Source organism: Kitasatospora sp. NPDC005751, assembly GCF_040630835.1.
Taxonomy (GTDB): domain Bacteria; phylum Actinomycetota; class Actinomycetes; order Streptomycetales; family Streptomycetaceae; genus Kitasatospora.
In genome coordinates, this window is the sequence record NZ_JBEXYC010000001.1 from 397,333 (window position 1) to 419,539 (window position 22,207).

The following is a 22,207-nucleotide window of genomic DNA, read 5'->3' on the forward strand; positions in this document are numbered from 1 at the left end:
GCGCGACCGCGGACCGGTCCCGCCCGGCCACGACCGGGAGCCTCACGGTCGCCCGGCGGACGGGCCCCGCCGCCGAGCGCCTTCACCGGCGCCGGTCGCCCCCGGCGCCGGCAGCCCTCCGGCCGGCAGCACGGACACCGCCGTCCTCTCCTCCTTCGAGGCGGACGGCGGCATCGGCTTCCTGTACGTCGAACGGGTGAAGGCCGGACGCAGAGCGCCGGGCGGCCGCTCACGGCGCACCGCCCTGTCGCCCGCAACGCCCGACCGGGTGCCCCGCCGGACGGTCACGCTGTCCGGCCCCGGCGCACTGTCCGGCAGCCCGCGGGGACGGACCCGATCATGCGCGCCGTCGGCCGAGCCGCATCGCCGCCACACCCGCCGCGAGGAAAGCGGCCGAGAGGCCGATCAGGATCGGCGTCCCCCGGGAGCCCGTCTCGGCCAGCTCCCCGTGGGGGTGTTCGGCCGGGTGGTGCTCGCCCGCACCGTGCTGGCCGGACGCGTACCCCCCGCCCGAACCGTAGTGCCCGCCCCCGCCGTGCCCGGTCTGCTCGCCGTGCTCGCCGTGCTCTCCGTGCTCGCCGCCGCCGTGGTGAGCCGACTTGCCCGGCGCCTGGCCCTTGGCGACGAGGGTCGCCTTGTTCAGGTTGTGCGAGGCCTGGTGGTTGGACTGGCTCTGCTGGTTGGAGAGGTTGTTGGCCTGCGAGGCCGACTGGTTGTTCTGCGCCGAGTTCTGCGCGCTGTTCTGCGCGGAGTTGTTCGAGTTGCTGGCGGCGCTGTTGTTCGCACTGTTGTTGAGGTTGTTCGTGACGACGTTCTGCACGTTGACGGTCACCTGGACGTGCTGGTCCTGACCCTGGTTCTGCGAGCCGCTCTGGCTCTGCCCCTGGTCCTGACCCTGAGCCTGGCCCTGCCCCTGCTCGTTGCTCTGGCCCTGCCCCTGCCCCTGGCCCTGGCCCTGGCCCTGGCCCTGACCCTGGCCCTGACCGTGGCCCTCGTGGCCACCGTGGCCCTCGTGACCCTCGTGGCCGCCATGACCCTCGTGCTCCCCGTGCTCCCCGTGCTCTCCGTGCTCTCCGTGCTCGCAGTCGCAGCCGGCGGGCCCGTGGTCGCCGGGGTGGCCCGGCGCGTTCTCGTCGCAGTGCTCGCCGCCACCGGCTGACGAGCCCTCGGAGCGCACGAGCTCCGACGACTGGGCCGTCGGAGCTCGTTCGCCCTCGGCCCGCCGAGCCGCGTCGCCCTGCTCGACGGCGTCGCCCTCGGCCACCTCCGAGAGGTCGGCGTCCGAGGCCTCGACGGCCTCGCCGGCCTCGCTGTCCTCGCTGTCCTCACCGTCGCCGTCGTCCGCCCGGTGGGCCGGGCGAAGCCCCGGTGCGGAGTAGACGGTGCTTCGCCCGTCGAAGGTCCAGGTGCTGGTGGTGGAGCCGCTGTCCTCCTCGGCCAGACGCAGGAGGTTGTCGACCCATGCGCCCTGGGCCTCGACCGATTCGGCGGCTGCGCCGTGGTCGACGACGGGCGAGGCGTAGGCCGTGCCGCCGGCGCCCAGGGTGAGGGCGGCCGAGGCCAGTCCGGACAGGACCAGGGTGGTGATTCGAGTACGCATGACACTCCAGGATGATCCGCAAAACGGATCTTCTGAATACGCTCCCGCGTCACCTGGTCACGGCTCGCACCGCTGCAGGGTAACCGCATTGGCCCAACGAATTAGCGTGCGCGGGGGACCCCTGCCCGGACGCCCGCACCGCCCGCTCCCGCCGGAGACCGGCGGGAGCGGGCGGACCCGCAGAACGGAACGGGCCTGCTCCGACCGGAGCAGGCCCACTCGCGCGGTTGACGGCCTGTCAGAGCACCTGGAGGTTCTTCCGCAGCTCGAAGGGGGTGACCTCGGAGCGGTACTCCTCCCACTCCTGGCGCTTGTTGCGGAGGAACTGACAACCCGCCGGAACCCTCACTGAAGCACCCTCACCCTGCCAGCGCAGAACCGCCGCAGAGCGGTCAGTAGTGAGTGCCATCGGCCATCACTGGCCACCGCCGCACGGCCCACAGACGGCCCAGGGTCTGACGCCCGCCTTGCAAGGGCAAGGGATGGGGCCACCAGTCCCGGCCGGCACTGCGCCCAATCTTCCCGCCCACGACCACCGCACCGGCTGACGCCACAACGGAGCACCATATACGTCCGCCCTGGAGCGCCTATGCCACAGCCCCAGCCCCTGCGGTGGCGCCAGCAAACGGGGACGCCTCGCATCACCGTGCTGGCTCAAATCGACCACGTACCCGAAGGAGACCACGCTTCCCAGCGGGCGGCCCATCCATGATCTAGATCATTCCCCAAACGAGCCTGGGCCTCCATCGCCCCCAAGCCCCCACACTTCACTAATCTTCGAGTTTTCCCAGACAGGACACATCACCGGCGGGCAGCATGAACTGAGACAGCTAAGCCGAGGGTGGGAGACAGTCGAATGGCCGACGGCCAGCGTTCAGGGCAGGAGATCAGCATCCGCGAGGATTTGATCAACTCCTGGATGCGCACACATCCAGGAGCACCTCGCCCTGCCAATATGCGATCACTAGCCAAGGAGTGGATTTCAGAAGAGATCTCCGAAATTAGATCGCTACGCCAAAAGAGAATCGCACTCCTTGAGGACTCGTCAGAGAATCGAGCAAACCTCATAAATCTAGTTCCCGAAATCCCAGAGGAGCATCAGGAAAGAGTCTACAGTGCGGTCTATTCTGCGCACTGGTCAGTCAATTCTCAAGGCAGCTGGACTGCCGCCTTTGCCGATCTTACAGACAGGAGGCCATGGCTTCTGATTCCCGTATTCGGCATACTTATTGGAGTGCCAATATGGGTCGCCAATGACTATTTCTTTGGATGGGGGGCAAGCTTCAAAGGCGGAGAATCTCTAATTACTATTGGTGCGATCTTGGCACTTTCCATCACATATAGGCGAGTAGTTTCAATATCCTCCAAGATCCACCCACGAGCAGGCGATGTGTGGCGCATAATAGCACTAACAGGATTCGCCTACGTGGGATCCTACCAATACGTCAAGTCCATCACCCCTGGGCCGATCAGCGAAACTTGGCAGAGGAATATTTCGGCCCACCTATCGGGGCTCGGGAGTAGTCAGGCCGCCCACTGCATCCAGTATTCGTGTCGATATATGACTGCTATCATTTCACTCTATTTCATCGTCACCTTTTTTGAATGGCTTACTTTCAGGGCGGGGCCAAAAGAGGCTCCAGGTGTCGTGGCATCCGCCCGGATAATCCTCGCCCTCCTAGACCTCGCCGTGGCCACTCAACGATCATCAGATAATCCAAGGCTATTCATGGGGTCGACAGCCCGAGACTGGAATAGAACGCCAGGACTCAGGCCATATATAGCGAGCCCTGCCAGAAAAGAAGCAATTGCGGCGCTAGACGCGATTGCCTCAATCTCGACAGGTAGTTGGAGGCGCTCACTAAAGACCGGCGACACGTCGGCCGATGCACGTCTTAGGGAAATTTCCACAGGGATATCTGTCGCCGCCGAGCGATGGAAGTCCGTGGTGTCAGTAGGTGGCGCGCGGGTGCCCGAAATGAAAGAAGCATTTGCCCTGGCACTAGCCCACGCCTGCCTTGGTCAATGGGAGCTGTTGGCTGCGGAAGTCAGCACAAGAGAACTCTTCAGAAGGAAGCTTGTAAGAGCCGTGCGGAGGATCGCTGCCGTCAGCGTTATATGCGGCTCGATTCTCCTAGTTACTGTCAAGCCGACCTGGGCCAACTACCCGTCCAACTCCGCGGTAGATGCGCTAATACTTGGGCTCGCAGGAATGGTCTGCCTTGGAATAGATCCAAGCATCGGAGAGAAGGTCGCTAGCGGCACCAAAGTCCTCAGTGGATTTGGCAGTGCCTCAAAGCAATAAGCTAGCCCGAAATCGTGAATGCTCGACATAGATCTCAAGTCAGGACGCGGGTGAATCGCGGAGCCCGACCATCACCGGCCACGGCCGATAGCGCCCGCGCCCGTCCCCTCTGGCCCGATGCCGGCTCAGCCAGCTGACACCAAACGGGGCACAAGCAGAAGCGGCTGAGCTCGATGCTGGCGCGCTGTCTGTGAATCTGCGGATAGGGTCTATAGCCATTTCGGGCTCACGAAGCTGCCGGAACGCCCCACGCACCCTCTGCAAGGCTGGCCGCAGCCTGGCATCGTCGTACATCCTGTCTAGGTATCAGCCCTATGAGAGGAGCAGCCAGTGCCCGAGCGGAGTCCGCGCGGCACGTACCTTCGGATTGCCGACGCCCTGCGCGAGCGGCTCAGTGGCGATGCCACTGTCGCGTCACTTCCTTCAGAGGCGGGCCTGATGGCGACGCACAGCGTCTCCCGCACAACGGTGAAGCGTGCGCTGGACGTGCTCGCCGCCGAGGGGCTGATCCGGTCGAGGCCCGGCGTCGGGTGGGTCGTCGTGGGACAGGACGAGAAGCCTGCGGTGCTCGATCAGATCACCGCGTTGGCCGCGGAGCTCAGCATCGGCGACCCGTTCCCCTCGGAGATGGAGCTGACCAAGCAGACCGGGGCGTCACGGGGCACCGTACGGCGGGCCCTCGCCCAGCTTGAGGGCGCCGGGATTCTCGAAGTTCGCCACGGAAGAGGCCGGCAGGTCCGATCGCTGCCCTCTGCCCAAGCCTGACCGCAACCACCTAGGAATGGACGCCACCGTGTGGGCCTACGACCTTGCCGAATCCCTCCTCTCCGCTGACCTGCCGCGCCGCTGGGCCCACTCCAAGGGGGTGGCCGGCAGGGCCCGATCGCTGGCCACGATCCTCGGCCCCGACGCCGAGCTGCTGGAGGCGGCCGCGGTTCTCCACGACGTCGGCTACTCGCCCCGCCTCACCGACACTGGCTTCCACCCGCTGGACGGTGCCCGCTTCCTGCGCTCGGAGAACGTGGACGAGCGGGTCGTACGGCTGGTCGCGCACCACTCGTGCGCGCTCCTCGAAGCTGAGGAGCGCGGTCTGCGGGACGAGCTGGCAAACGAGTTCCCCTTGGAACAGCCTCACCTGATCGATGCGCTGATCTACTGCGACATGACCACCACTCCGGACGGCACGCCGACGACGACGCCGGAGCGGATCGCCGAGATCGTCGGCCGCTACGGACCGGAGAGCATCGTCGGCAGGTTCATCCGCCGGGCCGAGCCGGAGATCGATGCAGCTACTCATCGGGTTCAGCAGCGGCTGTCCACGATCAGCGCCACCGCCTAACCGATGTACGGCTGCGGCCGGTTCGGCTCCAAGCCGTGCCTGATCCGCAGCCGCATGGACGGGTGGATATCCAAGTCGTCGAGGTCCGCCGGGTTCACCCAGCGGACCTCCTTCGACTCGGAACTCGTCCGCAGGGTGCCACCGACGGGCCGGGCCTTGAAGCAGATCGAGAACTGCTGCCGGACTTCGCCGTCGTCGTACGCCATGACGTGGCCCGGGTCCGTGTACAGGCCTACGACGGAGTCAACCTCGACGTCGATTCCCGTTTCCTCGCGCACCTCGCGGATCACCGTGTCCGCCACCGATTCCCCGATGTCGTGCCCACCGCCGGGAAGCGCCCAGAGGTTGTTGTCCGTCTTGTGGATCAGCAGCAGTCGTCCGGTCTCGTCCGTGACCACCGCGGTGACCGAGGGCACGACGGAGTTCGCCTGCGGAGCGGCCGGATCGTGGAAGTAGTCGACGCGACTCATGCCGCAGCCTCCCTTTCGAGCTGGGGCGAGGTAATGGTCCGGGCCCCCTCCCAGATTCGCTCGATACTCGCTGCGTAGGTGCTGAACAGCTCTCCGCCGGGGACCTGGGAGAGATGCAGCACCGGGGCCAGATAGGCCCCGACGCCGTAGACGTGCCCATTGACGAGCAGGTCGTCGTCGGCGCGGTAGAGCGAGTTGTAGAGCGTGGTCGAGTGGAGGCGGAACTCGACTCCGGGGAGGCCGAACAGCGGCGCGTAGTTGGCCAGCGCGTTGCGGATCTTCCCTGCCATCGCAGGCCCGATCCCCTCGTCCTCGCCGCGTTGGGCGACTCCAGCGCAGTCGGGATCGCCCAACACGAGCCGTACGGATACGCCTGCCTGCGCCTTTTCCCGGACGAGTCGGAAGAACAGCGGGTCTTCCGAGAGCCAGAAGCCGGCATAGACCACCAGGTCGAAGTGACGTGTGGACTTCGCATAGAGCGATGTCCACAGCTCCTTCGGCACGACGGCTCGGTGTGGGTAGAGCTTGACCAACTCGGCTCGGCCGGCCTCAGCGGTCTCACTACTCGTCTGCTCATCCGACCAAAGGTCCGACAGATCGCGCTGCAGCAGGTTGGCGAGCGCGTACTGAAAGCGCCTGTACGGCCGGCGCCCGTCCTTGGCCTCGACCCAGCGTTCCACGGTCCGAGGACTCGTGCCCAGTCGCTCGGCGATCTGCTCGACCGTCAACTTGCTTGCGAGGATCGCCCCTCGCAGTCTCTCGTTTGCCATCTCGCCCTCCGTTGGACGACGTTGCTGACTCGGACGATCTGGGACGACTCGACCGTAGCGAAGTCGGTCCGTAGCCGTCCAGGCACGCCGTGTTCTGACATGGCCGGAGAGCCGAATCTAGTGATGCGAGGTCGGGACTCTCCGACCGCAACAAGCGAAGGACTTGACGCAGCGTCGGCTTGTCGGCATCGTAAGAGACATGTTCAACATGTCTCGCAAGACGGGGCGGACGAACTGATGGCCCTTCTTTGGGCTGCCCTGAGCTGCGTAGATGTGCCGCCCCCTCTCGTGACGCTCCGCTGCCTGTCCAGGAGGCTTCGTTATGACCACCACGCCCCGCACCGTCGCCGCTGCACCGATCGTGACCGGTCGCTCCTACGCCCGCCGCATGGCGTCGCTGACCGGTGGTCCGGGCCGGATGTCGGCGGGTGCGTGGGTGGCGGAGGCACGGGGCGACGAGCGACGTCGACGGGCGGTCGCGTGCCGGCTCGGCCGACTGACCGGGAAGCGGGCACCGCGGTGGACCGGAGAGATCGGCGACCGGGACTGGCGGACTGTCCTGGCAGCCGGCGCCGCTGCCCTAGCGCAGGCCACAACGACGCCCGCGGCCTCCGCGAAGGGGGAGCCCGCCACCTGCTCCCGGTGCGGGGCGCGCCTGAACCGGGCCAACACCGACCGCCTGTGCAACCCGTGCCAGGGCATCGTCCTCGACACCGGAGCCGAGCCCCAACAGGAGCCCGCCACCGGGCGAGCGACGAGGGGCGAGCGCTCTGAGCAGGGGCGGGAGGACTTGGCCGCCACGGCGCGGGACTTCGCCCGGGAGGCCGCCGGGAGTGGGGCCGGTGGTGTGGTCGACCGGACCCGCAACGGTCGCGTCGAGGCGCTGGTGAACGACCTGTTGGCCGCCTGCCCGCCGAACCCGCTGGACCTGGTCGGTGAGGACGAGCGCCGCCTGGTCACCACGTGGAGCCCGTTCCGGGACGGCCCCCGCCACATCGTGCGGTGCGCCGACGGCTCCCGCCGCTACGGCACCGGCGAGCCGGTCCCGGAGCACTAACCCCCAGCTCAACCCCGCTACTGCCCGATGCGCGGCGGACGGCTCCCAATCTCCTTGCCCGGAACCAGGAGCCGTCCCCGCCGGGCCCACCCACCAACAAGGAAGAGGTAGACCCGTGAGGTCGATTGTTGCAGGACAGACGGCCCTGACCGAGGACGAGTTCGCCGAGCTGGCGCTCGGCCTCGCCGCCGACTCGGAGTTCGCCCGCCTGTTCACCGGGGGCCCCGGCGAGAGCGAGACCGAGCGCGCCGCCCGGACGGACGCCGCGGCCGACGTCCTGGCGGACCTGCGCCGGGAGGACCCGGAGCTGGCCGCCTTCGCCGAGAAGCTGCTGAGGAAGGCGCCGGTGCCGCTGCGGCGCCCGGCCGTCATCCGCCGCACCGCGAGCACCGAGCGGGTGGCGGCGTGATCACTCACCCCGTACTCATCCCGCTCACGAAGGCGCCCGGCCTGCTCACCGGCCGCTCGTCGCAGTGCCGGGGGTGGTCGCTGTGAGGGGGCCGGTGTCCTTGGAGCAGGTTCGCTCGGCGGAGCGGTCGCTGACCGTCGGGACGTGGACGATCACGGTCGGCGCGGTGCTCTACAGCGTGCTCACGGTGACCCCGCTCATGGCCGGCCACAGCCCGGCCGGGTGGAAGTGGACGGCGCCGATCCTGCCGCTGGTCGTCGACGCGGCGGTGGTGATTGTGGTCCGCATGGACAGCACGCTCGCCCGGCTCGGCGGGGACGGCGGCCGCTGGCCGGTCGTGCTGCGCTGGATGACCGGCCTCATGACCGTGCTGCTCAACGTGGGTCAGTCCGCCCTGGACCATGATCTGGTCGGGGTGGCGGTCCACTCGGTAGCGCCGCTGCTGCTGATCGTCTCGGCGGAGGCGTCGCTGGCCTACCGGAGGGCGATCGGCGCCGCACTGGCCGGCCGTGAGGCCCGTGAGCGCGACGAGCGGGCGGGGCGCGAACGGGCCGCCGAGGAGAAGCGCCGGCGCGAGCGTGAGGAGCGTCTGGCCGACTTCGAGGCGGCCGAGCGGCGCGAGGAGAAGCGCGCCGAGCGGGCCGAGCGCGAGGCCCGTGAGCAGCGTGAGCACGAGGCCCGGATGCGGCGCGAGGAGCGGGACGAGCAGGCTCAGCGGGAGCAGGCCGCGCGCGACGAGCAGGCCCGCCGGGACGATGCCGCCCGGGTCGAGCGTGAGGCCCGTGAGCGCGAGGTGAGCGAGCGTGAGCGCCGTGAGCGGGCCGAGCGCGAGGAGCGGGAGCGGCAGGCCCGCGAGGCGGCCGAGCAGCTCCGGGAGCGGCTTCTCTCCGGCCCGCCCGTGACCGAGCGACTGCCCGAGGGCACGGCCCGGCTGACTGTGGAAGCCGCCGTCGCCCTCGGCCTGCCGCAGCGCCGAGCCGTCGAGCTGACCGGCTGGTCGGCCGGATGGATCGCTGCCCGCTACCAGGAACTGCGCGACAAGCGGCCGGAGCGCCCCGCCCTGCACTCGGTGCCCGCCACCACCGGAGCCTGACATGGGACGCCCGCGCTTCTGGGACCCCACCGGTGACCGGCACGGCGGCACCCCCACCTACCCGTGGCGAATGGCCCCCACCGGGCTGCTCACCCGCCGACAGCTGCGCGCCCGGGGCCTGCGCCCCGGCGGTCAGCCCGTCGCCGGGCAGATCCTCTGGCGCTCCCGCCGCACCAACGGCGTGCGGACCGCCTACCTCTACCGCCTCACCCTGGCCAAGCCGGTGCGGCCGATGACCCCCGGCCGGACCGCCGCCCTCGCCAAGGCCAACGCCGCCCGCCGGACCTGCCCCGGCTGCGGCCGCGACGCCGGATACGTCCTGCCCGCGCACCTCGGCACCTGCCTCCCGTGCGCCGACGGCACCGCCCTCGCCGCCTGAACGACCCAATCCGCCTGCATCACAGTCTCTTTGGAGATCCCATGACCAGCGTTCGCGCTGCCCGGTTCGCCGCCGTCTACGCCCTGCTGCGGGCGTCGGCGGACGTGGCGGACCACTGGATCCAGACCGACCACCAGGCCGCCACCAAGGGCCAGCACGACCACACCGACGGGCAGTCCAGCGCGGCCGGGCGCCGTGCCTGCGCCGCCCACGTCGCCACTTACACCGCCACCCAGGCCGCCGTCCTGCTCGGCGGCGCGCGGCTGCTCGGCGTCCGGCTGCGGCCCGGCCCGGTCGCCGCCGCCCTCGCTCTCTCCGCCGTCACGCACTACGCCGCCGACCGGCGCGAGCCCCTGCGCCGCCTCGCGGACGCCACCGGCGGGAGCCGGTTCGTGCGCCTCGCCGACCACGGCCTGAACGGCGGCTACCTGCTCGACCAGTCCTGGCACCACGCGTTCGAGACCTGCGCCGCCTTCATCGCCTCCGCCTGAGAACAGGAGCCCTGCCATGTCCGTGACCGAAGTCCGCGTCGTCAGCTTCGGCTACCTGCACGGCGACCCGCCTGCGGGCGCGAACCTCGTGCTGGACCTGCGCCACCACTTCCGCGACCCGCACGTCGACCCGGCCCTGCGCCACCAGAGCGCCGAGGACATGCCGGTGCGCCGGGCCGTCCTCGCCACCCCCGGGATCCGGGAGGCCATCGTGGGCGTCGCGCTGGTGGTCGACGCGTTCGACGCCGGGCCGGCCGACGCGCCGCTGACCGTGGCGGTCGGCTGCGCGGGCGGCCGCCATCGTGCCGCGACCGTCGCCATGGCGCTCGCCCGGCGCCTCGCCAAGACCGGCGCCCCCGTCCACCTCACCCACCGCGACCTGACCAAGGCCGTCGTCGAGCGCACGGCCGAGGGCACCGTGGTCGCCCCGGCCCGCGCCTGAGAGGAGCCACCCGGTGTCCGACACCCTCGCCCCGGCCCTCGCCGGGACACCTCCGGAGATCCCCGCGCCGCCGCCCGGCCCGCCGGCCGGGCGGCACTTCGCTCCGGCGGACGAGCCCCGGCAGCGTCCGCGCCTCGCCCACACCCGGGGCGGTCTGCCCGTGATCCCGCTGGCGGTGGCCACGGGCAACACCACGGTGGCCGCCGTGTCCGCCGCCACGCTGGCGGGCGGGCCGCTGGCCCTGGCCCTGCTCGCGGGCGGCGCCGCCACCGGGGCGGGCGTGGCCGCGCTGCGGGCCCGCTCCCGCCGCTCTGCCGCCGCCAAGCGCGCCGGCAGCGCCAACACCACCCCGTCCGGCCGCACCGGTCCGACGTCCCGGGCCGCCGGTGGCGGCGGGTCCCGCTCGCCGATCGCCGGGGCGGGTTCGGGCGGCCGGGGTCCGGCGGGCCGTCACCAGCGCGGCCCTTCCACCGGTTCGGCTCGTCCGGCTGGGTCGGCGGCGGGTGCGGGTAGCCGGTCCGCCGCGCACCGCACACCCGCCGCGCCCGCCGCAGCGGGCCGCGGGTCCCGGCAGAAGTCCCCCGGGGGCACCGGCGGGCCGGGGCGGGCCGGGGGTCCGGCCGGCGCCCGGGTCCCCTCGCCCCGCTCGACCGGGTCGACCCGCCCGCCCGGGGCCTCCGGGTCGGGTGCGGGGGTCCGGGCCGCGCAGGTGCGGGCCGCCCGTGCCGAGCGGTCCGCCGCCGCGCCGACCCTGCGGGAGCGCCGCCACCAGGACGCGGCCGCGCGCCGCACCGTGGGCGAGACCCGCCGCACCGCGAAGCAGGCCGCCCGCGACGGACGCCGCGCCGCGAAGACCCAGGCCCGGGAAACCGCGGCGGCCGACCGGGCCGGCCGGTCCGGCCGCAAGGGCGCGACGGCCGGTGCTCCGGCCGCCCGATCCGTGAAGGAAGCGGCCCGGGAGGCGAAGCGGCAGGCCCGCGCGGACCGACGGGCCGCGAAGCACGCCGCCCGGGACGGGCGGGCCGACCAGAGGGTGAGGGAGCGCCGGGTGGCGATGCGCAAGGGCGCGGCCGCCCGCACGGCCCGCCGCAGGCTCCGCCGCTCGGCCTGGCGGTACTGGGCCCGGTGGACCGGCGCCGCGCTGCTGGCCGGCGCGGTCGGCCTGCTCGGCACGGTCACCACCCCGATCGGCCGCCGCCTGGGAATGCCCTGGCTGATGTACCCGGGCCGGCGCCTGTTCGCCCGCCTGCTCGACCGCGCCCGCGCCGAGCGCGCCGCCCGCGACCAGGCCATCGCCGCCGCCCTGGACGCGGACCTGGAGGCCGCCGAGGTCCTGGACCGCGTCGACGCCCCCTCCGGCGCGGTCCAGGACACGGTCCCCCGCGCGCCCCGCAACCACAACGCCGCCGACAGCACGGCCCCGTCGTCCCTGGGAGGGTCCATGACCGCCACGTTCAGCTTCGCCGCCGTCGCCGCCGAGATGGAGGCCCTGGCCCACACCTTCGAGCCCGACGGGATGATGGCCGTCCTCCAGATGTGCGAGGAACTGCCCGAAGCCCTCCAGTCGATCGCCAACGTCTTCAAGATCCTGGCGGAGAAGGCCGACACCGAGTTCCCGCTGGAACCCGCCGTCGGCGAGGCGTTCAACGAGGTCTACATCACCATCCAGATGGCGTCCGTCGCCGGCGGCGAGGTCGGCCCCGTCTTCCGCGACGTCCACGAGCAGGACATCCGCCGCCACGAAGACCCCCGCAACGGCGAGGACAAGTGGGACACCACCAACAACTAGCCCACCAGCACCGCTAGTTCCACCACCTCATGCTTCTCCCGCCCGGGGCGGGCCGCGACCGTGCGGCCCGCCCCGGCCCACACCTGGAGTCCTCCGTGGTCGAGAACCTGAACCTCACCAACCTCCCCAACGACACCCCCACCCGCGACCGGCCGAAGCAACCCAAGGCTCCCCAGCCGGCGAAGGGCGTGCCGCTGGACTGGTCCGCGCCGCACGGCCCGGTCACCGGCGCCCTCTCGGCCGCCACCGGCGCCGGAGCGCTCGCCCTGCTCGGCGCCGCGACCGGCATGCCCGAGGCCCTGCCGCTCGCGGTCGGCGCGGCCGGCGCGCTCGGCCACGGCATCGGCTGGAGCGTGCGCCGCCGCCTCACCGCCATGTCCGTCACCACCCGCTCCGCGTCCTGGCTGCTCGCCGGCGGCTGGACCACGTGGGCCATCCACACCGGCCCCCTCTCGTGGGCGGCCGCCGGGACCCTCGCCGGACTCGGCGTCGGCATCGGCGCGATGGCCTCCACCGCCGCCGTCCACGAGGAAGCCGCCGAGGAGGAGCGCCTCGCACTCTCCCCGCAGGCCGCGAAGGCCGCCGACGCGCTCGACCACCGCCGCCGCGCGATCGCCCGCGACTGGGAAGAGCGCATCCGCCGCGTGGCCGGCGTCGACGTGCGGGTGTTCGCGGTCGAGTTCTGGACCACCGGCGGCGGCTACTCCCTCGCCGCGGAACTGCCCGGCGGGACCGCGACGTGGGACCAGATCGCGGCGAAGGCCCGCGCCATGGCCGGCGACGCCCGTCTCCCCCTCGGCTGCGTCATCGCCGTCGAGGAAGGCAACATCCAGGGCCGGGTGGTCTTGGACGTCCCGACCGTCAACGGCATGGCCGAAGCCCAGAACTACCCGGCGGACTACTCGCCGCTGTCCGTCATGACCGGCATCCCGTGGGGCATGCTCCCCAATCTCGACCCCGTCAGGGTCTACCTGCGGGAGGCGTGCGCGCTGCTGCTCGGCCCGCCCGGCTCCGGCAAGTCCACCCTGGTCGACGGCGTGCTGACCGGCTTCGCCCGCTGCACGGACGTCATCACGCTCGTCATCGACCTCAAGGCCGGCGCCGTCGGCATCCCATGGATGCGCCCCTACCTGGAAGCGCAGGGCCTCAAGGCGCCCCAGGCCGGGACCGCCCGCGCACCCAAGGGCACCCGGCCCGGCGTCGACTGGATCGCCTCCACCCCCGCCGAGGCCCTACGGCTGATGGAGGCGGTGCTGAGGATCAACGCGGCCCGCCAGCAGCAGTACCAGGACCTCCTCGACCGCGAGGACACCACGCTGCTGCCCGTCTCCGCCGACCTGCCGCAGATCATGGTGGTCGTCGACGAAGGCGCCGAACTCCTGTCGATCAAGCCGACCGCGCCGCAGGTCATGAAGGACCTGCGCGAAGCCGTCCGCAAGGCCATGCGCACCACCCGCGCCATGGGCATCCGGTTCGTCCTCACCGCCGTCGACGGCAACGTCTCGGCGCTCGGCGACACCGAGATCCGCAAGTTCTCCCCGGTCGGGGTCGCCCTCACCTCCGGCGAGAGCGCCGGGAACAACCTCCTCAAGATGTTCCCCCGCGCCAAGGTCGACACCCGCCAACTCAGCGCTAAGGGCACCGGCGTCATCGGCGCGAGCGGCGCCGACGGCTTCGCACCCACCCCGTTCAAGACCTGGAAGACCAGCCCCTCCCAGGTCCGCGAAGCCGTCCTCGCGACCAACCACCTGCGGCCCACCCTGGACGCCGTGTCCGCACGCGCCGCCGGCGACGACTACGCCCACCGCTGGGACCACGACCGCGCCGGCTGGCTCTGGGGCAAGCCCGCCCACACCGACGACACCGGCACCACCGACCAGACCGGGACCGGGACCGGCGGCAGCGACCGCCCGCGGCCGCAGGGCCTCAACCTCTCCTACAACCAGGACGGCGACCCGCGGCCCGCCCGCGAACGGCTGCGCGACCGCAGCACCGGACTCGGCCTCAACCTCTCCTACAACCGCACCACCCCCAAGCCCCCGCCGCCCTCCGAGCCGGCCCCCGCGCCGGACGGCGACCCGGAGGGCGACGCGAACAGCGTGTACGAGGCCGTCACCGACCCCGCCCCCGGACTACTCGTCCGCGCCCACGCCGCCGTCCACGCCGCCGGTGGTCGTATGTATGCCTCCGCCCTCGCCGACGTCCTCGGCGTCGACGCGCAGACCCTCGGCATCGACCTGAACGAACTCCTTCGCGCCGTCGGCGTCGAACGCCCCGGGCAGGGAACCCTGCGCGTCGACGGCGGCCCAGCCCGCTCCGGCTATTACGCGAGCACCCTCGCCGACGCCCTCGCCCGGTACAGGCAGTAACCGACGGGGACCATGCAGCCCCATACGGGCAGCCCCATACAAGCCCCATACGGCCTGTATGGCCCATACAGGCCGTATGGGGCCCTGACCTGCCCGTGTGGGCGTATGGCCCATACAGCGAGCCCCATACACGGCCCCACTTCAAGACCCCGCGACCCCGCGAAGCCGCACAGGGCGGCCGCTGTATGCCCCATACACGCTCATGACGCTCAGTCACCGAACCAGGACCGGAAGGACGCCGCCATGGCCGTCACCGTCAGCATCACCATCCTGCTCGCCCTCGCCGCCGCCCTCCTTCTCAAGGGCCGCCGGGTCGGCCCGGGCACCGCCGCGATCCTCTGGCTGTCCGGCTTCACCACCGCCTCGACCGGCCTCGCCGACCCGGTGAACACCTTCCTCGCCGCCATCGCCGGATTCATCACCGGCCACTGACACCAGCCACCCGGCACCGAAGGATTTCCGGCCGCACCGGCGGAGCTCCGCTCCCATGACGGGAAATCCTTCGGCCCCACCTCCTCTCGGGAGTGCACCGTGGACCACATCGCCAGCCAGCAACCGCCGCTCGCCGCACCGGTGTTCTACGCCCCGGACGGCACCCCCTACTACGCCGCCCCCACTCCGCTCACCGCCCCGCTCGCGCTCTACCAGCCGCCCGCCCCGCAGCCGATACCCGCCCAGCACGCCACACCGGCGGTGGTCTACCTGCCCCAGCAGCCCCAGGCGCTTTCTCCCGTGCCGGGGCCGGTGCGGGACCCGTGGCCCGCTCGGCTGGTCGCCGGAGGCGTCGCCCTCGGCGCGGGCGGACTCGGCATCGGCTTCGCCGCCCAAGCCGTCGCCGCAGCCGTCGGCAGCGTCGGTGGCCTCGCCGCCCTCGGCGTCGGCGCCTACTGCCTCGCCAAGACCACCGGAGGCAACGGTGGCAGCCGGGGCGGGCAGGGCGCCGTGAACGTCAACGTCACCGTCTCCAACCGCAACCGCTGAACCGGAGGAACCCCGCCATGGCCCGCATGCGACTGCGCTTCAACCCCTGGCCCCACCCGGCGATCGAGCTGACCGACGCCCCCAACCCGAAGTGTCCCGACTGCGACGGCGAGGGCGAGTGGACCGAGGACTTCGCCGACGCCGACGGCGAGTACGGCGGCAGTGAGTACTGGCACTGCATGTGCTGGGACCCCGGCCGCGCCCGGCGTCTGCTCCCCATCCCCCGGTGGATCGCCCACCGCCTCTTCGGCTGGACCCCGCCCATCTACTCCACCGAGCCGCCGTTCTAGCCCGGCCTGCCCGACCGGCCGTGCCGCCCGAACCCCGCCGCAACCCGCAGCGGGGCCCGGACTGCGCGGGGGACCGGCAGACCCGCTCCCGGACAGCACGAAGCCCCGCACCAGCCGCCAGTTCTTGGCAGAGAGCCGACTGCTGCGGGGCCATCCAGTCCCTTCTCAGAGACCAGAGGACTCCAGCATGCCCCAGTTCGACCATCACACGCTCGCCGTCATCGACGACACCCACGACCGGGAGCAGGCCAGCGACGGCCGCTCCCGCTACGGCGCCTACCTCACCCGGCACGCCCACCGGCTGAACGACGACGGCCGACCGCTCACCCCGGCCGCGTTCGCGGTCGCCGCGTGGCGGATCGCCACCGCCCCGATCATGGCTCCCGGCTACGTCCGCGTCCGCCCCGACCTGCACGCCCTGACGGTCGAGACCGCCGAGGACGACCCCGCCGGCATCGTCCTGCGCATCACCGCCCCGCTGCGGCACCGCGCCCTCGCCCACCTTCCGGAGCCCGGGCACTGGCAGGACTGGGAGGCCGACCGCTGGGCCGACGGCCCGTGGCCGACCCTGGCCGAGCCGATCCCCGGCCGCCGGCCGGTCCTGGCCGTCACCGCCACGATTCTGCTCCCGGTCCCCGCCGTCCTCCTCCCAACCCCCGCCAGCACACGGCCCGGACCGGGCCTGCTCCGCGACGCCCAGCACACCGTCACCGTGCTCGCCGACTACGCCAACCGCCACGGCGCCCCGGAGGTCGCCGACCTGATCGGCGGCGACCGGTGACCGGCCGGACCCCGCCGCTGGTCGGGGCCGGTCTGTGGCAGGCCGTCATGGCCGCTGCTGCCGGCCGCTGCCAGTGCCGCGGCACCTGCGGCACGTCCCACGCGAAGGACGGCGGCCGCTGCCCGCGCGAACACGACGGCTACCGCCAGCACCACGGCGGCGGGCGCGTGCACCTGCTCGCCGCCCCCGCCGAACCGGCCGCCCTGCTGCTGCCCCCGCACCACGTCGCCGCCCTCCCCAAGCAGGCCCTGGCCGCCTGGTGCGAGCGCTGCCACGACGCGACCCGCACCGCCACCTGTAAGGCCCAGCAGGCCACCGCCCCGGCCGCCGAGCCGGACGTCCTGTTCTGACCACCCGCCCTCCGCGCGGCCCGCACCCGTCTCGCCGGGCGCGGGCCGCGCCGCTCCGACCGACAGGAGCCCCGTATGAGCCCCGAGTTCGCCCGCCCGAACGGCAACGGCACCGTGATCCCGTTCAGCCCCGAGCCCGCCGAGGTGGTCACCGCCGAGCAGGCCGTCATCGGCTCCGCCCTGCTCGACCCCGCCCGCATCCCCGCCCTCGCCGAACTCCTCGGCCACCCCGGCGTCTTCTACCGCCCTGCCCACGAGACCATCTGGCGCACCATCACCCGCATGGCCGCCGCCGGCCGCCCCGTCGACCCGCTGCTGCTGACCGACGTCCTGCGCGCGAGCGGCGACCTGAACCGCGTCGGCGGCCCCGCCTACCTCCACACCTGCATCGAGGCCACCCCCACCGCGGCGAACGGCGACTACTACGCCGATCTCGTCCGGACCGGCGCCGAACGCCGCCGGATCAACGCCGCGACCAGCCGCCTCGCCCACCTCGCCGGCGACGAGCACACCGACCTCGCCGACGTCCGCACCGCCGCCCTCGCCGCCCTCACCGACCTCGCCTCCGGCGACACCTGGCCCGACCCCGTCCCGCTCGGCTCCCACGGCACCCTGCCCGGCTTCCCCGTCCACGCCCTCCCCAACTGGGTCGGCGCCTACGTCGACGCCGTCGCGGAGTTCACCCAGACCCCGCCCGACATGGCCGCCACCATGGCCCTCGCCGCCCTCTCCACCGCCGCCGGCGGCCGGGTCGGCGTGGAGATCCGGCCCGGCTGGCGCGAGCAGTCCAACCTCTACCTCGTCTGTGCGATGCCCCCGGCCAGCCGCAAGTCCGACGTGTTCGCGCTCATGACCGCACCCGTCTACCGGGTCGAGGACGAGCTGAAGACCGAAGCCCGGGCCCGGATCATCGAGGCCGAGACCGCCAAGGAGACCGCCCTCGCCGAGGTCGAGGCGCTCATGGCCAAGGCCCGCAAGAATCCCGACCTCGACCGCGCGCAGCTGGTCGCCGAGATCTCCGGCGCCCGGATGCTCGCCGACGACATCCACGTCCCGCCCACCCCCCGCCTCACCCTCTCCGGGGACATCACCCCCGAGGCCGTCACCTACCAGCTCGCCGTGCACCGCTGCCTGGCCGCGCTGAGCCCGGAGGGCGACCTGTTCGACAGCATCGCCGGCCGCTACAGCAGCAAGCCCAACCTCGGCGTGTTCCTCCAGGCCCACAAGGGCGAGCGCCTCCAGGCCGACCGCACCGGCCGCGAGCAGCCCACCGTCGACAAGCCCGCGCTGACCATCGGGGTCACCCCGCAGCCCGCAGTCCTCCAGGAACTCGGCTCGGCCCCCGGGGCCCGGGACCGCGGCCTGCTCGCCCGCTTCCTCTACTCCCTGCCGCCCTCGAACCTCGGCTACCGCAAGATCCGCACCACCCCGGTCCCTGCCCCGGTCGCCACCGCCTACGACCTGCGCCTCACCGCGCTGCTGCACGCCCTCACCGTGCTGGACGAGCCGGTCACCGTGACGATGGCCGAGGCCGCCGACCTCGCCGTCGAGAAGCTCCAGGAGAAGCTCGAACTCCAGCTCCGCCCGGACGAGCCGCTCGCCCACATCAAGGACTGGGCCGGCAAGCTCGTCGGCCACATCGCCCGCATCGCCACCCTGCTCCACCTCGCCGACCACGTCAACGGCGACTGGCGCGCACCCGTCCAGGCTGCCACCGTCGAACGCGCCGCCGAGATCGCCGAGTACTACACCGCACACACCCTCGCCGTGTTCGACCTCATCGCCGCCGACCCCGCCACCGACGACGCCCACGCCCTCCTCCAGTGGCTCCGCCGGCCGAGGAACGACGGCACCCACCGCACTCACATCAAGGCCCACGACGCCGTCGCCAGCAGCCGCCGCTTCAAGAAGGTCGCCGACGTCGAACCCGCCCTCACCCTCCTCGAACAGCACGGCTGGCTCCGCACCGACCAGCCCCCCGCCACCGGCCAGCGAGGCCGCCAACCGGCCGCTACCTACCGTGTCCACCCCGCCGTGAGCACCCACACGGACAGGGCGGAAGCCCCGTAACCGTCAGGGATGTCAGGGCAAATCCCTGACCAGCCAAAACGAGCCCTGCCCGCGCGTCAGGGATTGTCAGGGATGTCAGGGAATCTCGCCTTTCCCCTGACATCCCTGACAATCCCTGACGCCCTGCAAGGAGCCAAACCCGCAGGTCAGCGATTTCCCCTGACATCCCTGACACTTTCCGCCCTCCGCCTCCGTCCACGCGAGGGCCCCGTAACACTCCGCAACCACCGTCCGCACCCGCCGCGGGAGACATCGCCATGCCCAGGCAGCACCTCTCCAAGCACTCGGAATCGAACACCAGCGGCGACGTCCTGCCGCTGCCGAACAGCTACCTCGAACCCGAGGACATCGCCCGGATCTTCCAGGTGCCACTGGAGACCGTCTACCAGTGGCGCCGCAAGCGCACCGGCCCGCCCGGCTTCCGAGTCGGCCGGCACGTGCGCTACCACCCCGACGCCGTCGCCCAATGGGTGGCGGACCAGAGCCGAGAGGCGGCCTGACCCATGGCAGGACACATCCAAGACCGCTGGTACAAGACCGAGGTCGGGCCCGACGGCAAGACCCGCCGGATCCGCAGCGACCGGTACGGCAGCGGCATGCGCTACCGGGCTCGCTACGTCGGGCCGGACGGGACCGAGAAGAGCAAGTCCTTCCCCGACCGTCAGAAGAGGCTGGCGGACGAGTGGCTGGCCCGGATCGAGGCCGACATGTCGCGCGGCCAGTACACCGACCCGAAGGCAGCACGGGTCACCTTCAAGCAGTACGCGGAGAAGTGGCTGGCCTCCCAGCACACCGATCTCAACACCCGGGCCTCGGTGGATGCGCAGATCCGGCGGCACGCCATCCCCTACCTGGGCTCGCGCCCGATGGACTCGTTCCTGCCCACGCACATCCGCGAGTGGCTGGCGGAATTGGAGAAGGCAGTCCCGGCGTCGTCGTACCGCCGCGTCATCTTCGGGAACGTCTCCGGCGTCTTCACCGCGGCCGTGGAGGACCAGCTTCGGACCACGAACCCGTGCCGCTCCCGCTCGGTCGTGGCGCCCAGTCGGGCTCCGGGACGGGTGCGACCGTGGCCGGCCGATCGAGTGGCCGCCGTCCGATCGGGCCTCCCGGAGCACTACCGGCCCATGATGGACGCCGGCGGTGGGTGCGGCCTGAGGCAGGGTGAGATCTTCGGACTACCGGTGGACGAGATCGGGTTCGACACCGGGTGGTTGCACGTCGGATATCAGATCAAGGTCATCGGGGGCCGCCTGGTGTTCGCGCCTCCCAAGCGTGGGAAGGTCCGGGACGTTCCGCTCCCGGAGCAGGTCTCCCACATCTTCAGGGCGCACATGGAGGAGTTTCCGCCCAAGGAGGTCACGCTGCCGTGGCTCACCCCGGACGGCGCGCCGGTCACCAAGCGACTGCTGTTCACCCGAGCGGAAGGCGGGCCCGTCCGGCGGAGCGACTTCAACACCTACGCGTGGAAGCCCGCTCTCGTCGCGGCCGGCGTCCTCCCGCCTCCAGAGAAGGGCAAGCGGCACCAGGCGTCCCGCGAGGACGGCATGCACGCCCTGCGGCACTTCTACGCTTCGGTCCTGCTGGACGCCGGCGAGAGCGTGAAGGCGTTGAGCGGGTACCTCGGGCACAGCGACCCCGGGTTCACGCTCCGGGTCTACACGCACCTGATGCCGAGCAGCGACGGCCGCACTCGCCGGGCCGTCGACAAGCTCTACGAAGCCCTCGGGTGGACCACCGATCCGACGGCTGACGGCCCCCAGACGGCCCAGGGCGAGTGAAGCGCGTCCCGGGTCGGCGGTTGACTACCGCCGGCCCGGGGCCCTCACCCGCCCTGGGAAGTGCTCTGACCTGCCGTTACAGCACCTGGAGGTTCTTGCGCAGCTCGAAGGGGGTGACCTCGGAGCGGTACTCCTCCCACTCCTGGCGCTTGTTGCGGAGGAAGAAGTCGAACACGTGCTCGCCGAGGGTCTCGGCGACCAGCTCGCTGCGCTGCATCAGGTCGATGGCCTCGCCGAGGTTCTGCGGCATCGGCTGGATGCCGAGGGCGCGGCGCTCCGCGTCGGTGAGCGCCCAGACGTCGTCGTCCGCGCCGGGCGGGAGTTCGAGGCCCTCCTCGATGCCCTTCAGGCCGGCCGCGAGGGTGACGGCGTAGGCGAGGTAGGGGTTGCAGCCGGTGTCCAGCGAGCGGACCTCGATCCGGGTGGAACCCTGTTTGCCGGGCTTGTACATCGGGACACGGATCAGGGCCGAGCGGTTGTTGTGGCCCCAGCAGATGTACGACGGCGCCTCGCCGCCGGCGCCCGCGGTGCGCTGCGAGCCGCCCCAGATCCGCTTGTAGGAGTTGACCCACTGGTTGGTGACGGCGGCCGTCTCGGCGGCGTACTTGAGCAGTCCGGCGATGAAGGAGCGGCCGACCTTGGAGAGCTGGTACTCCGCGCCGGACTCGTGGAACGCGTTGCGGTCCCCCTCGAAGAGCGAGAGGTGGGTGTGCATCCCCGAGCCGGGGTGGTCGGAGAACGGCTTCGGCATGAAGCTGGCGTGCACGCCCTGCTCCAGCGCGACCTCCTTCATGACCAGACGGAAGGTCATGATGTTGTCGGCGGTGGAGAGCGCGTCGGCGTAGCGCAGGTCGATCTCCTGCTGCCCGGGCGCGCCCTCGTGGTGGGAGAACTCCACCGAGATGCCCATCGACTCCAGCATCGTGATCGCCTGGCGGCGGAAGTCGTGCCCCACCCCGCGCGGGGTGTGGTCGAAGTAGCCGGACTGGTCGGCGGGGATCGGCGCGGTGCCGTCGCCGGGCAGGTTCTTCAGCAGGAAGAACTCGATCTCGGGGTGGGTGTAGAAGGTGAACCCGAGCTCGGAGGCCTTCTCCAGGGTGCGCTTGAGCACGAACCGCGGGTCGGCGAAGGACGGGGAGCCGTCCGGCATCAGGATGTCGCAGAACATCCGGGCCGTCCCGGGCGTCTCCGAGCGCCAGGGCAGGATCTGGAAGGTGGTCGGGTCCGGCTTGGCGATCATGTCGGACTCGTAGACGCGGGCGAAGCCCTCGATCGCCGACCCGTCGAAGCCGATGCCCTCCTCGAAGGCCTGCTCCAACTCCGCCGGCGCCACCGCGACCGACTTCAGGAACCCGAGCACGTCGGTGAACCACAGTCGGACGAAACGGATGTCACGCTCTTCGAGCGTCCGGAGCACGAACTCCTGCTGCTTGCCCATGGG

The 22,207-nt window shown here is 71.5% G+C and carries 23 protein-coding genes; 19 read left to right on the forward strand and 4 right to left on the reverse strand.

The features are described from left to right. Positions 1 to 337 precede the first annotated feature (337 nt). Positions 338 to 1,600 (reverse strand): hypothetical protein, encoded by a 1,263-nt coding sequence (locus ABZ497_RS01760; protein WP_359802752.1) that lies wholly within the window; start codon positions 1,598 to 1,600, stop codon positions 338 to 340. An 856-nt stretch (positions 1,601 to 2,456) separates the two neighbouring features. On the opposite strand from ABZ497_RS01760, the gene ABZ497_RS01765 reads away from it, so the two are divergent. The 3 genes from ABZ497_RS01765 to ABZ497_RS01775 all read left to right on the forward strand — a co-directional run bounded on the left by ABZ497_RS01765 (position 2,457) and on the right by ABZ497_RS01775 (position 5,244). Further along, positions 2,457 to 3,905 carry a hypothetical protein gene (locus ABZ497_RS01765; RefSeq protein WP_359802754.1) on the forward strand — a complete coding sequence of 483 codons (1,449 nt, stop codon included), beginning with the start codon at positions 2,457 to 2,459 and terminating at the stop codon, positions 3,903 to 3,905. Positions 3,906 to 4,235: 330 nt separating this feature from the next. Beyond that, positions 4,236 to 4,670: a GntR family transcriptional regulator gene (locus ABZ497_RS01770; RefSeq protein ID WP_359802755.1), complete on the forward strand. Its 435-nt coding sequence runs from the start codon at positions 4,236 to 4,238 to the stop codon at positions 4,668 to 4,670. Between the two features lie 16 nt (positions 4,671 to 4,686). Beyond that, entirely contained in the window at positions 4,687 to 5,244 is a 558-nt protein-coding gene (locus ABZ497_RS01775; RefSeq protein ID WP_359802756.1) for an HD domain-containing protein, read from the forward strand. Here the strand turns inward: ABZ497_RS01775 and ABZ497_RS01780 are convergent. Further along, a complete protein-coding gene (locus ABZ497_RS01780; protein ID WP_359802757.1) occupies positions 5,241 to 5,714 on the reverse strand; it encodes an NUDIX domain-containing protein in 474 nt (157 codons plus the stop codon). The genes ABZ497_RS01775 and ABZ497_RS01780 overlap by 4 nt on opposite strands. Further along, positions 5,711 to 6,484, reverse strand: a complete 774-nt coding sequence (locus ABZ497_RS01785; protein ID WP_359802758.1) for a helix-turn-helix transcriptional regulator — start codon at positions 6,482 to 6,484, stop codon at positions 5,711 to 5,713. Before ABZ497_RS01785 ends, ABZ497_RS01780 begins: the two co-directional genes overlap by 4 nt. A 790-nt stretch (positions 6,485 to 7,274) precedes the next feature. On the opposite strand from ABZ497_RS01785, the gene ABZ497_RS01790 reads away from it, so the two are divergent. The 16 genes from ABZ497_RS01790 to ABZ497_RS01865 all read left to right on the forward strand — a co-directional run bounded on the left by ABZ497_RS01790 (position 7,275) and on the right by ABZ497_RS01865 (position 20,766). After that, positions 7,275 to 7,541, forward strand: a complete 267-nt coding sequence (locus tag ABZ497_RS01790; RefSeq protein ID WP_359802760.1) for a hypothetical protein — start codon at positions 7,275 to 7,277, stop codon at positions 7,539 to 7,541. Between the two features lie 115 nt (positions 7,542 to 7,656). Further along, entirely contained in the window at positions 7,657 to 7,950 is a 294-nt protein-coding gene (locus ABZ497_RS01795) for a hypothetical protein (protein ID WP_359802762.1), read from the forward strand. A 94-nt stretch (positions 7,951 to 8,044) separates the two neighbouring features. Continuing rightward, positions 8,045 to 9,043 carry a DUF2637 domain-containing protein gene (locus ABZ497_RS01800; protein WP_359802763.1) on the forward strand — a complete coding sequence of 333 codons (999 nt, stop codon included), beginning with the start codon at positions 8,045 to 8,047 and terminating at the stop codon, positions 9,041 to 9,043. Position 9,044: 1 nt separating this feature from the next. After that, on the forward strand, positions 9,045 to 9,422 hold the full coding sequence (locus tag ABZ497_RS01805; protein WP_359802764.1) for an RRQRL motif-containing zinc-binding protein: 378 nt from the start codon (positions 9,045 to 9,047) through the stop codon (positions 9,420 to 9,422). 41 nt (positions 9,423 to 9,463) lie between these two features. After that, entirely contained in the window at positions 9,464 to 9,913 is a 450-nt protein-coding gene (locus ABZ497_RS01810; protein ID WP_359802765.1) for a hypothetical protein, read from the forward strand. A 16-nt stretch (positions 9,914 to 9,929) separates the two neighbouring features. Next, positions 9,930 to 10,355 (forward strand): RNase adapter RapZ, encoded by a 426-nt coding sequence (locus ABZ497_RS01815; RefSeq protein ID WP_359802767.1) that lies wholly within the window; start codon positions 9,930 to 9,932, stop codon positions 10,353 to 10,355. Positions 10,356 to 10,368: 13 nt separating this feature from the next. Continuing rightward, positions 10,369 to 12,144: a hypothetical protein gene (locus ABZ497_RS01820; RefSeq protein ID WP_359802769.1), complete on the forward strand. Its 1,776-nt coding sequence runs from the start codon at positions 10,369 to 10,371 to the stop codon at positions 12,142 to 12,144. A gap of 95 nt (positions 12,145 to 12,239) precedes the next feature. Then, on the forward strand, positions 12,240 to 14,513 hold the full coding sequence (locus ABZ497_RS01825) for a hypothetical protein (RefSeq protein ID WP_359802771.1): 2,274 nt from the start codon (positions 12,240 to 12,242) through the stop codon (positions 14,511 to 14,513). 243 nt (positions 14,514 to 14,756) lie between these two features. Continuing rightward, positions 14,757 to 14,945 (forward strand): hypothetical protein, encoded by a 189-nt coding sequence (locus tag ABZ497_RS01830; protein ID WP_359802773.1) that lies wholly within the window; start codon positions 14,757 to 14,759, stop codon positions 14,943 to 14,945. Positions 14,946 to 15,044: 99 nt separating this feature from the next. Then, positions 15,045 to 15,494 carry a hypothetical protein gene (locus tag ABZ497_RS01835; protein ID WP_359802775.1) on the forward strand — a complete coding sequence of 150 codons (450 nt, stop codon included), beginning with the start codon at positions 15,045 to 15,047 and terminating at the stop codon, positions 15,492 to 15,494. A gap of 17 nt (positions 15,495 to 15,511) precedes the next feature. Next, on the forward strand, positions 15,512 to 15,784 hold the full coding sequence (locus ABZ497_RS01840) for a hypothetical protein (protein ID WP_359802777.1): 273 nt from the start codon (positions 15,512 to 15,514) through the stop codon (positions 15,782 to 15,784). 187 nt (positions 15,785 to 15,971) lie between these two features. Further along, positions 15,972 to 16,565 (forward strand): hypothetical protein, encoded by a 594-nt coding sequence (locus ABZ497_RS01845; RefSeq protein ID WP_359802778.1) that lies wholly within the window; start codon positions 15,972 to 15,974, stop codon positions 16,563 to 16,565. Next, positions 16,562 to 16,915 (forward strand): hypothetical protein, encoded by a 354-nt coding sequence (locus ABZ497_RS01850; RefSeq protein ID WP_359802779.1) that lies wholly within the window; start codon positions 16,562 to 16,564, stop codon positions 16,913 to 16,915. The genes ABZ497_RS01845 and ABZ497_RS01850 overlap by 4 nt, the downstream gene beginning before the upstream one ends. Positions 16,916 to 16,990: 75 nt before the next feature. Then, the gene (locus tag ABZ497_RS01855) at positions 16,991 to 18,985 is read left to right on the forward strand and encodes a DUF3987 domain-containing protein (protein WP_359802781.1); all 1,995 of its coding nucleotides are present in this window, start codon (positions 16,991 to 16,993) and stop codon (positions 18,983 to 18,985) included. A 257-nt stretch (positions 18,986 to 19,242) separates the two neighbouring features. Further along, positions 19,243 to 19,485 (forward strand): helix-turn-helix domain-containing protein, encoded by a 243-nt coding sequence (locus ABZ497_RS01860; protein ID WP_359802783.1) that lies wholly within the window; start codon positions 19,243 to 19,245, stop codon positions 19,483 to 19,485. Positions 19,486 to 19,488: 3 nt separating this feature from the next. Next, positions 19,489 to 20,766, forward strand: coding sequence for a tyrosine-type recombinase/integrase (locus ABZ497_RS01865; protein ID WP_359802785.1), 1,278 nt, complete (start codon positions 19,489 to 19,491; stop codon positions 20,764 to 20,766). Positions 20,767 to 20,842: 76 nt separating this feature from the next. On the opposite strand, the gene glnA is transcribed toward ABZ497_RS01865, so the two are convergent. After that, positions 20,843 to 22,204 carry a type I glutamate--ammonia ligase gene (glnA, locus tag ABZ497_RS01870; protein ID WP_329487371.1) on the reverse strand — a complete coding sequence of 454 codons (1,362 nt, stop codon included), beginning with the start codon at positions 22,202 to 22,204 and terminating at the stop codon, positions 20,843 to 20,845. Positions 22,205 to 22,207 lie beyond the last annotated feature (3 nt).

Excerpts from the sequence above, each read along its gene's own strand:
- ABZ497_RS01860 (WP_359802783.1), top strand. The coding sequence starts at position 19,243 with ATGCCCAGGCAGCACCTCTCCAAGCACTCGGAATCGAACACCAGCGGC.
- ABZ497_RS01780 (WP_359802757.1), bottom strand. The coding sequence starts at position 5,714 with ATGAGTCGCGTCGACTACTTCCACGATCCGGCCGCTCCGCAGGCGAAC.
- ABZ497_RS01845 (WP_359802778.1), top strand. The coding sequence starts at position 15,972 with ATGCCCCAGTTCGACCATCACACGCTCGCCGTCATCGACGACACCCAC.
- ABZ497_RS01810 (WP_359802765.1), top strand. The coding sequence starts at position 9,464 with ATGACCAGCGTTCGCGCTGCCCGGTTCGCCGCCGTCTACGCCCTGCTG.
- ABZ497_RS01865 (WP_359802785.1), top strand. The coding sequence starts at position 19,489 with ATGGCAGGACACATCCAAGACCGCTGGTACAAGACCGAGGTCGGGCCC.
- ABZ497_RS01805 (WP_359802764.1), top strand. The coding sequence starts at position 9,045 with ATGGGACGCCCGCGCTTCTGGGACCCCACCGGTGACCGGCACGGCGGC.
- ABZ497_RS01855 (WP_359802781.1), top strand. The coding sequence starts at position 16,991 with ATGAGCCCCGAGTTCGCCCGCCCGAACGGCAACGGCACCGTGATCCCG.
- ABZ497_RS01760 (WP_359802752.1), bottom strand. The coding sequence starts at position 1,600 with ATGCGTACTCGAATCACCACCCTGGTCCTGTCCGGACTGGCCTCGGCC.
- ABZ497_RS01830 (WP_359802773.1), top strand. The coding sequence starts at position 14,757 with ATGGCCGTCACCGTCAGCATCACCATCCTGCTCGCCCTCGCCGCCGCC.
- ABZ497_RS01785 (WP_359802758.1), bottom strand. The coding sequence starts at position 6,484 with ATGGCAAACGAGAGACTGCGAGGGGCGATCCTCGCAAGCAAGTTGACG.
- ABZ497_RS01765 (WP_359802754.1), top strand. The coding sequence starts at position 2,457 with ATGGCCGACGGCCAGCGTTCAGGGCAGGAGATCAGCATCCGCGAGGAT.
- glnA (WP_329487371.1), bottom strand. The coding sequence starts at position 22,204 with ATGGGCAAGCAGCAGGAGTTCGTGCTCCGGACGCTCGAAGAGCGTGAC.
- ABZ497_RS01775 (WP_359802756.1), top strand. The coding sequence starts at position 4,687 with ATGGACGCCACCGTGTGGGCCTACGACCTTGCCGAATCCCTCCTCTCC.
- ABZ497_RS01840 (WP_359802777.1), top strand. The coding sequence starts at position 15,512 with ATGGCCCGCATGCGACTGCGCTTCAACCCCTGGCCCCACCCGGCGATC.
- ABZ497_RS01815 (WP_359802767.1), top strand. The coding sequence starts at position 9,930 with ATGTCCGTGACCGAAGTCCGCGTCGTCAGCTTCGGCTACCTGCACGGC.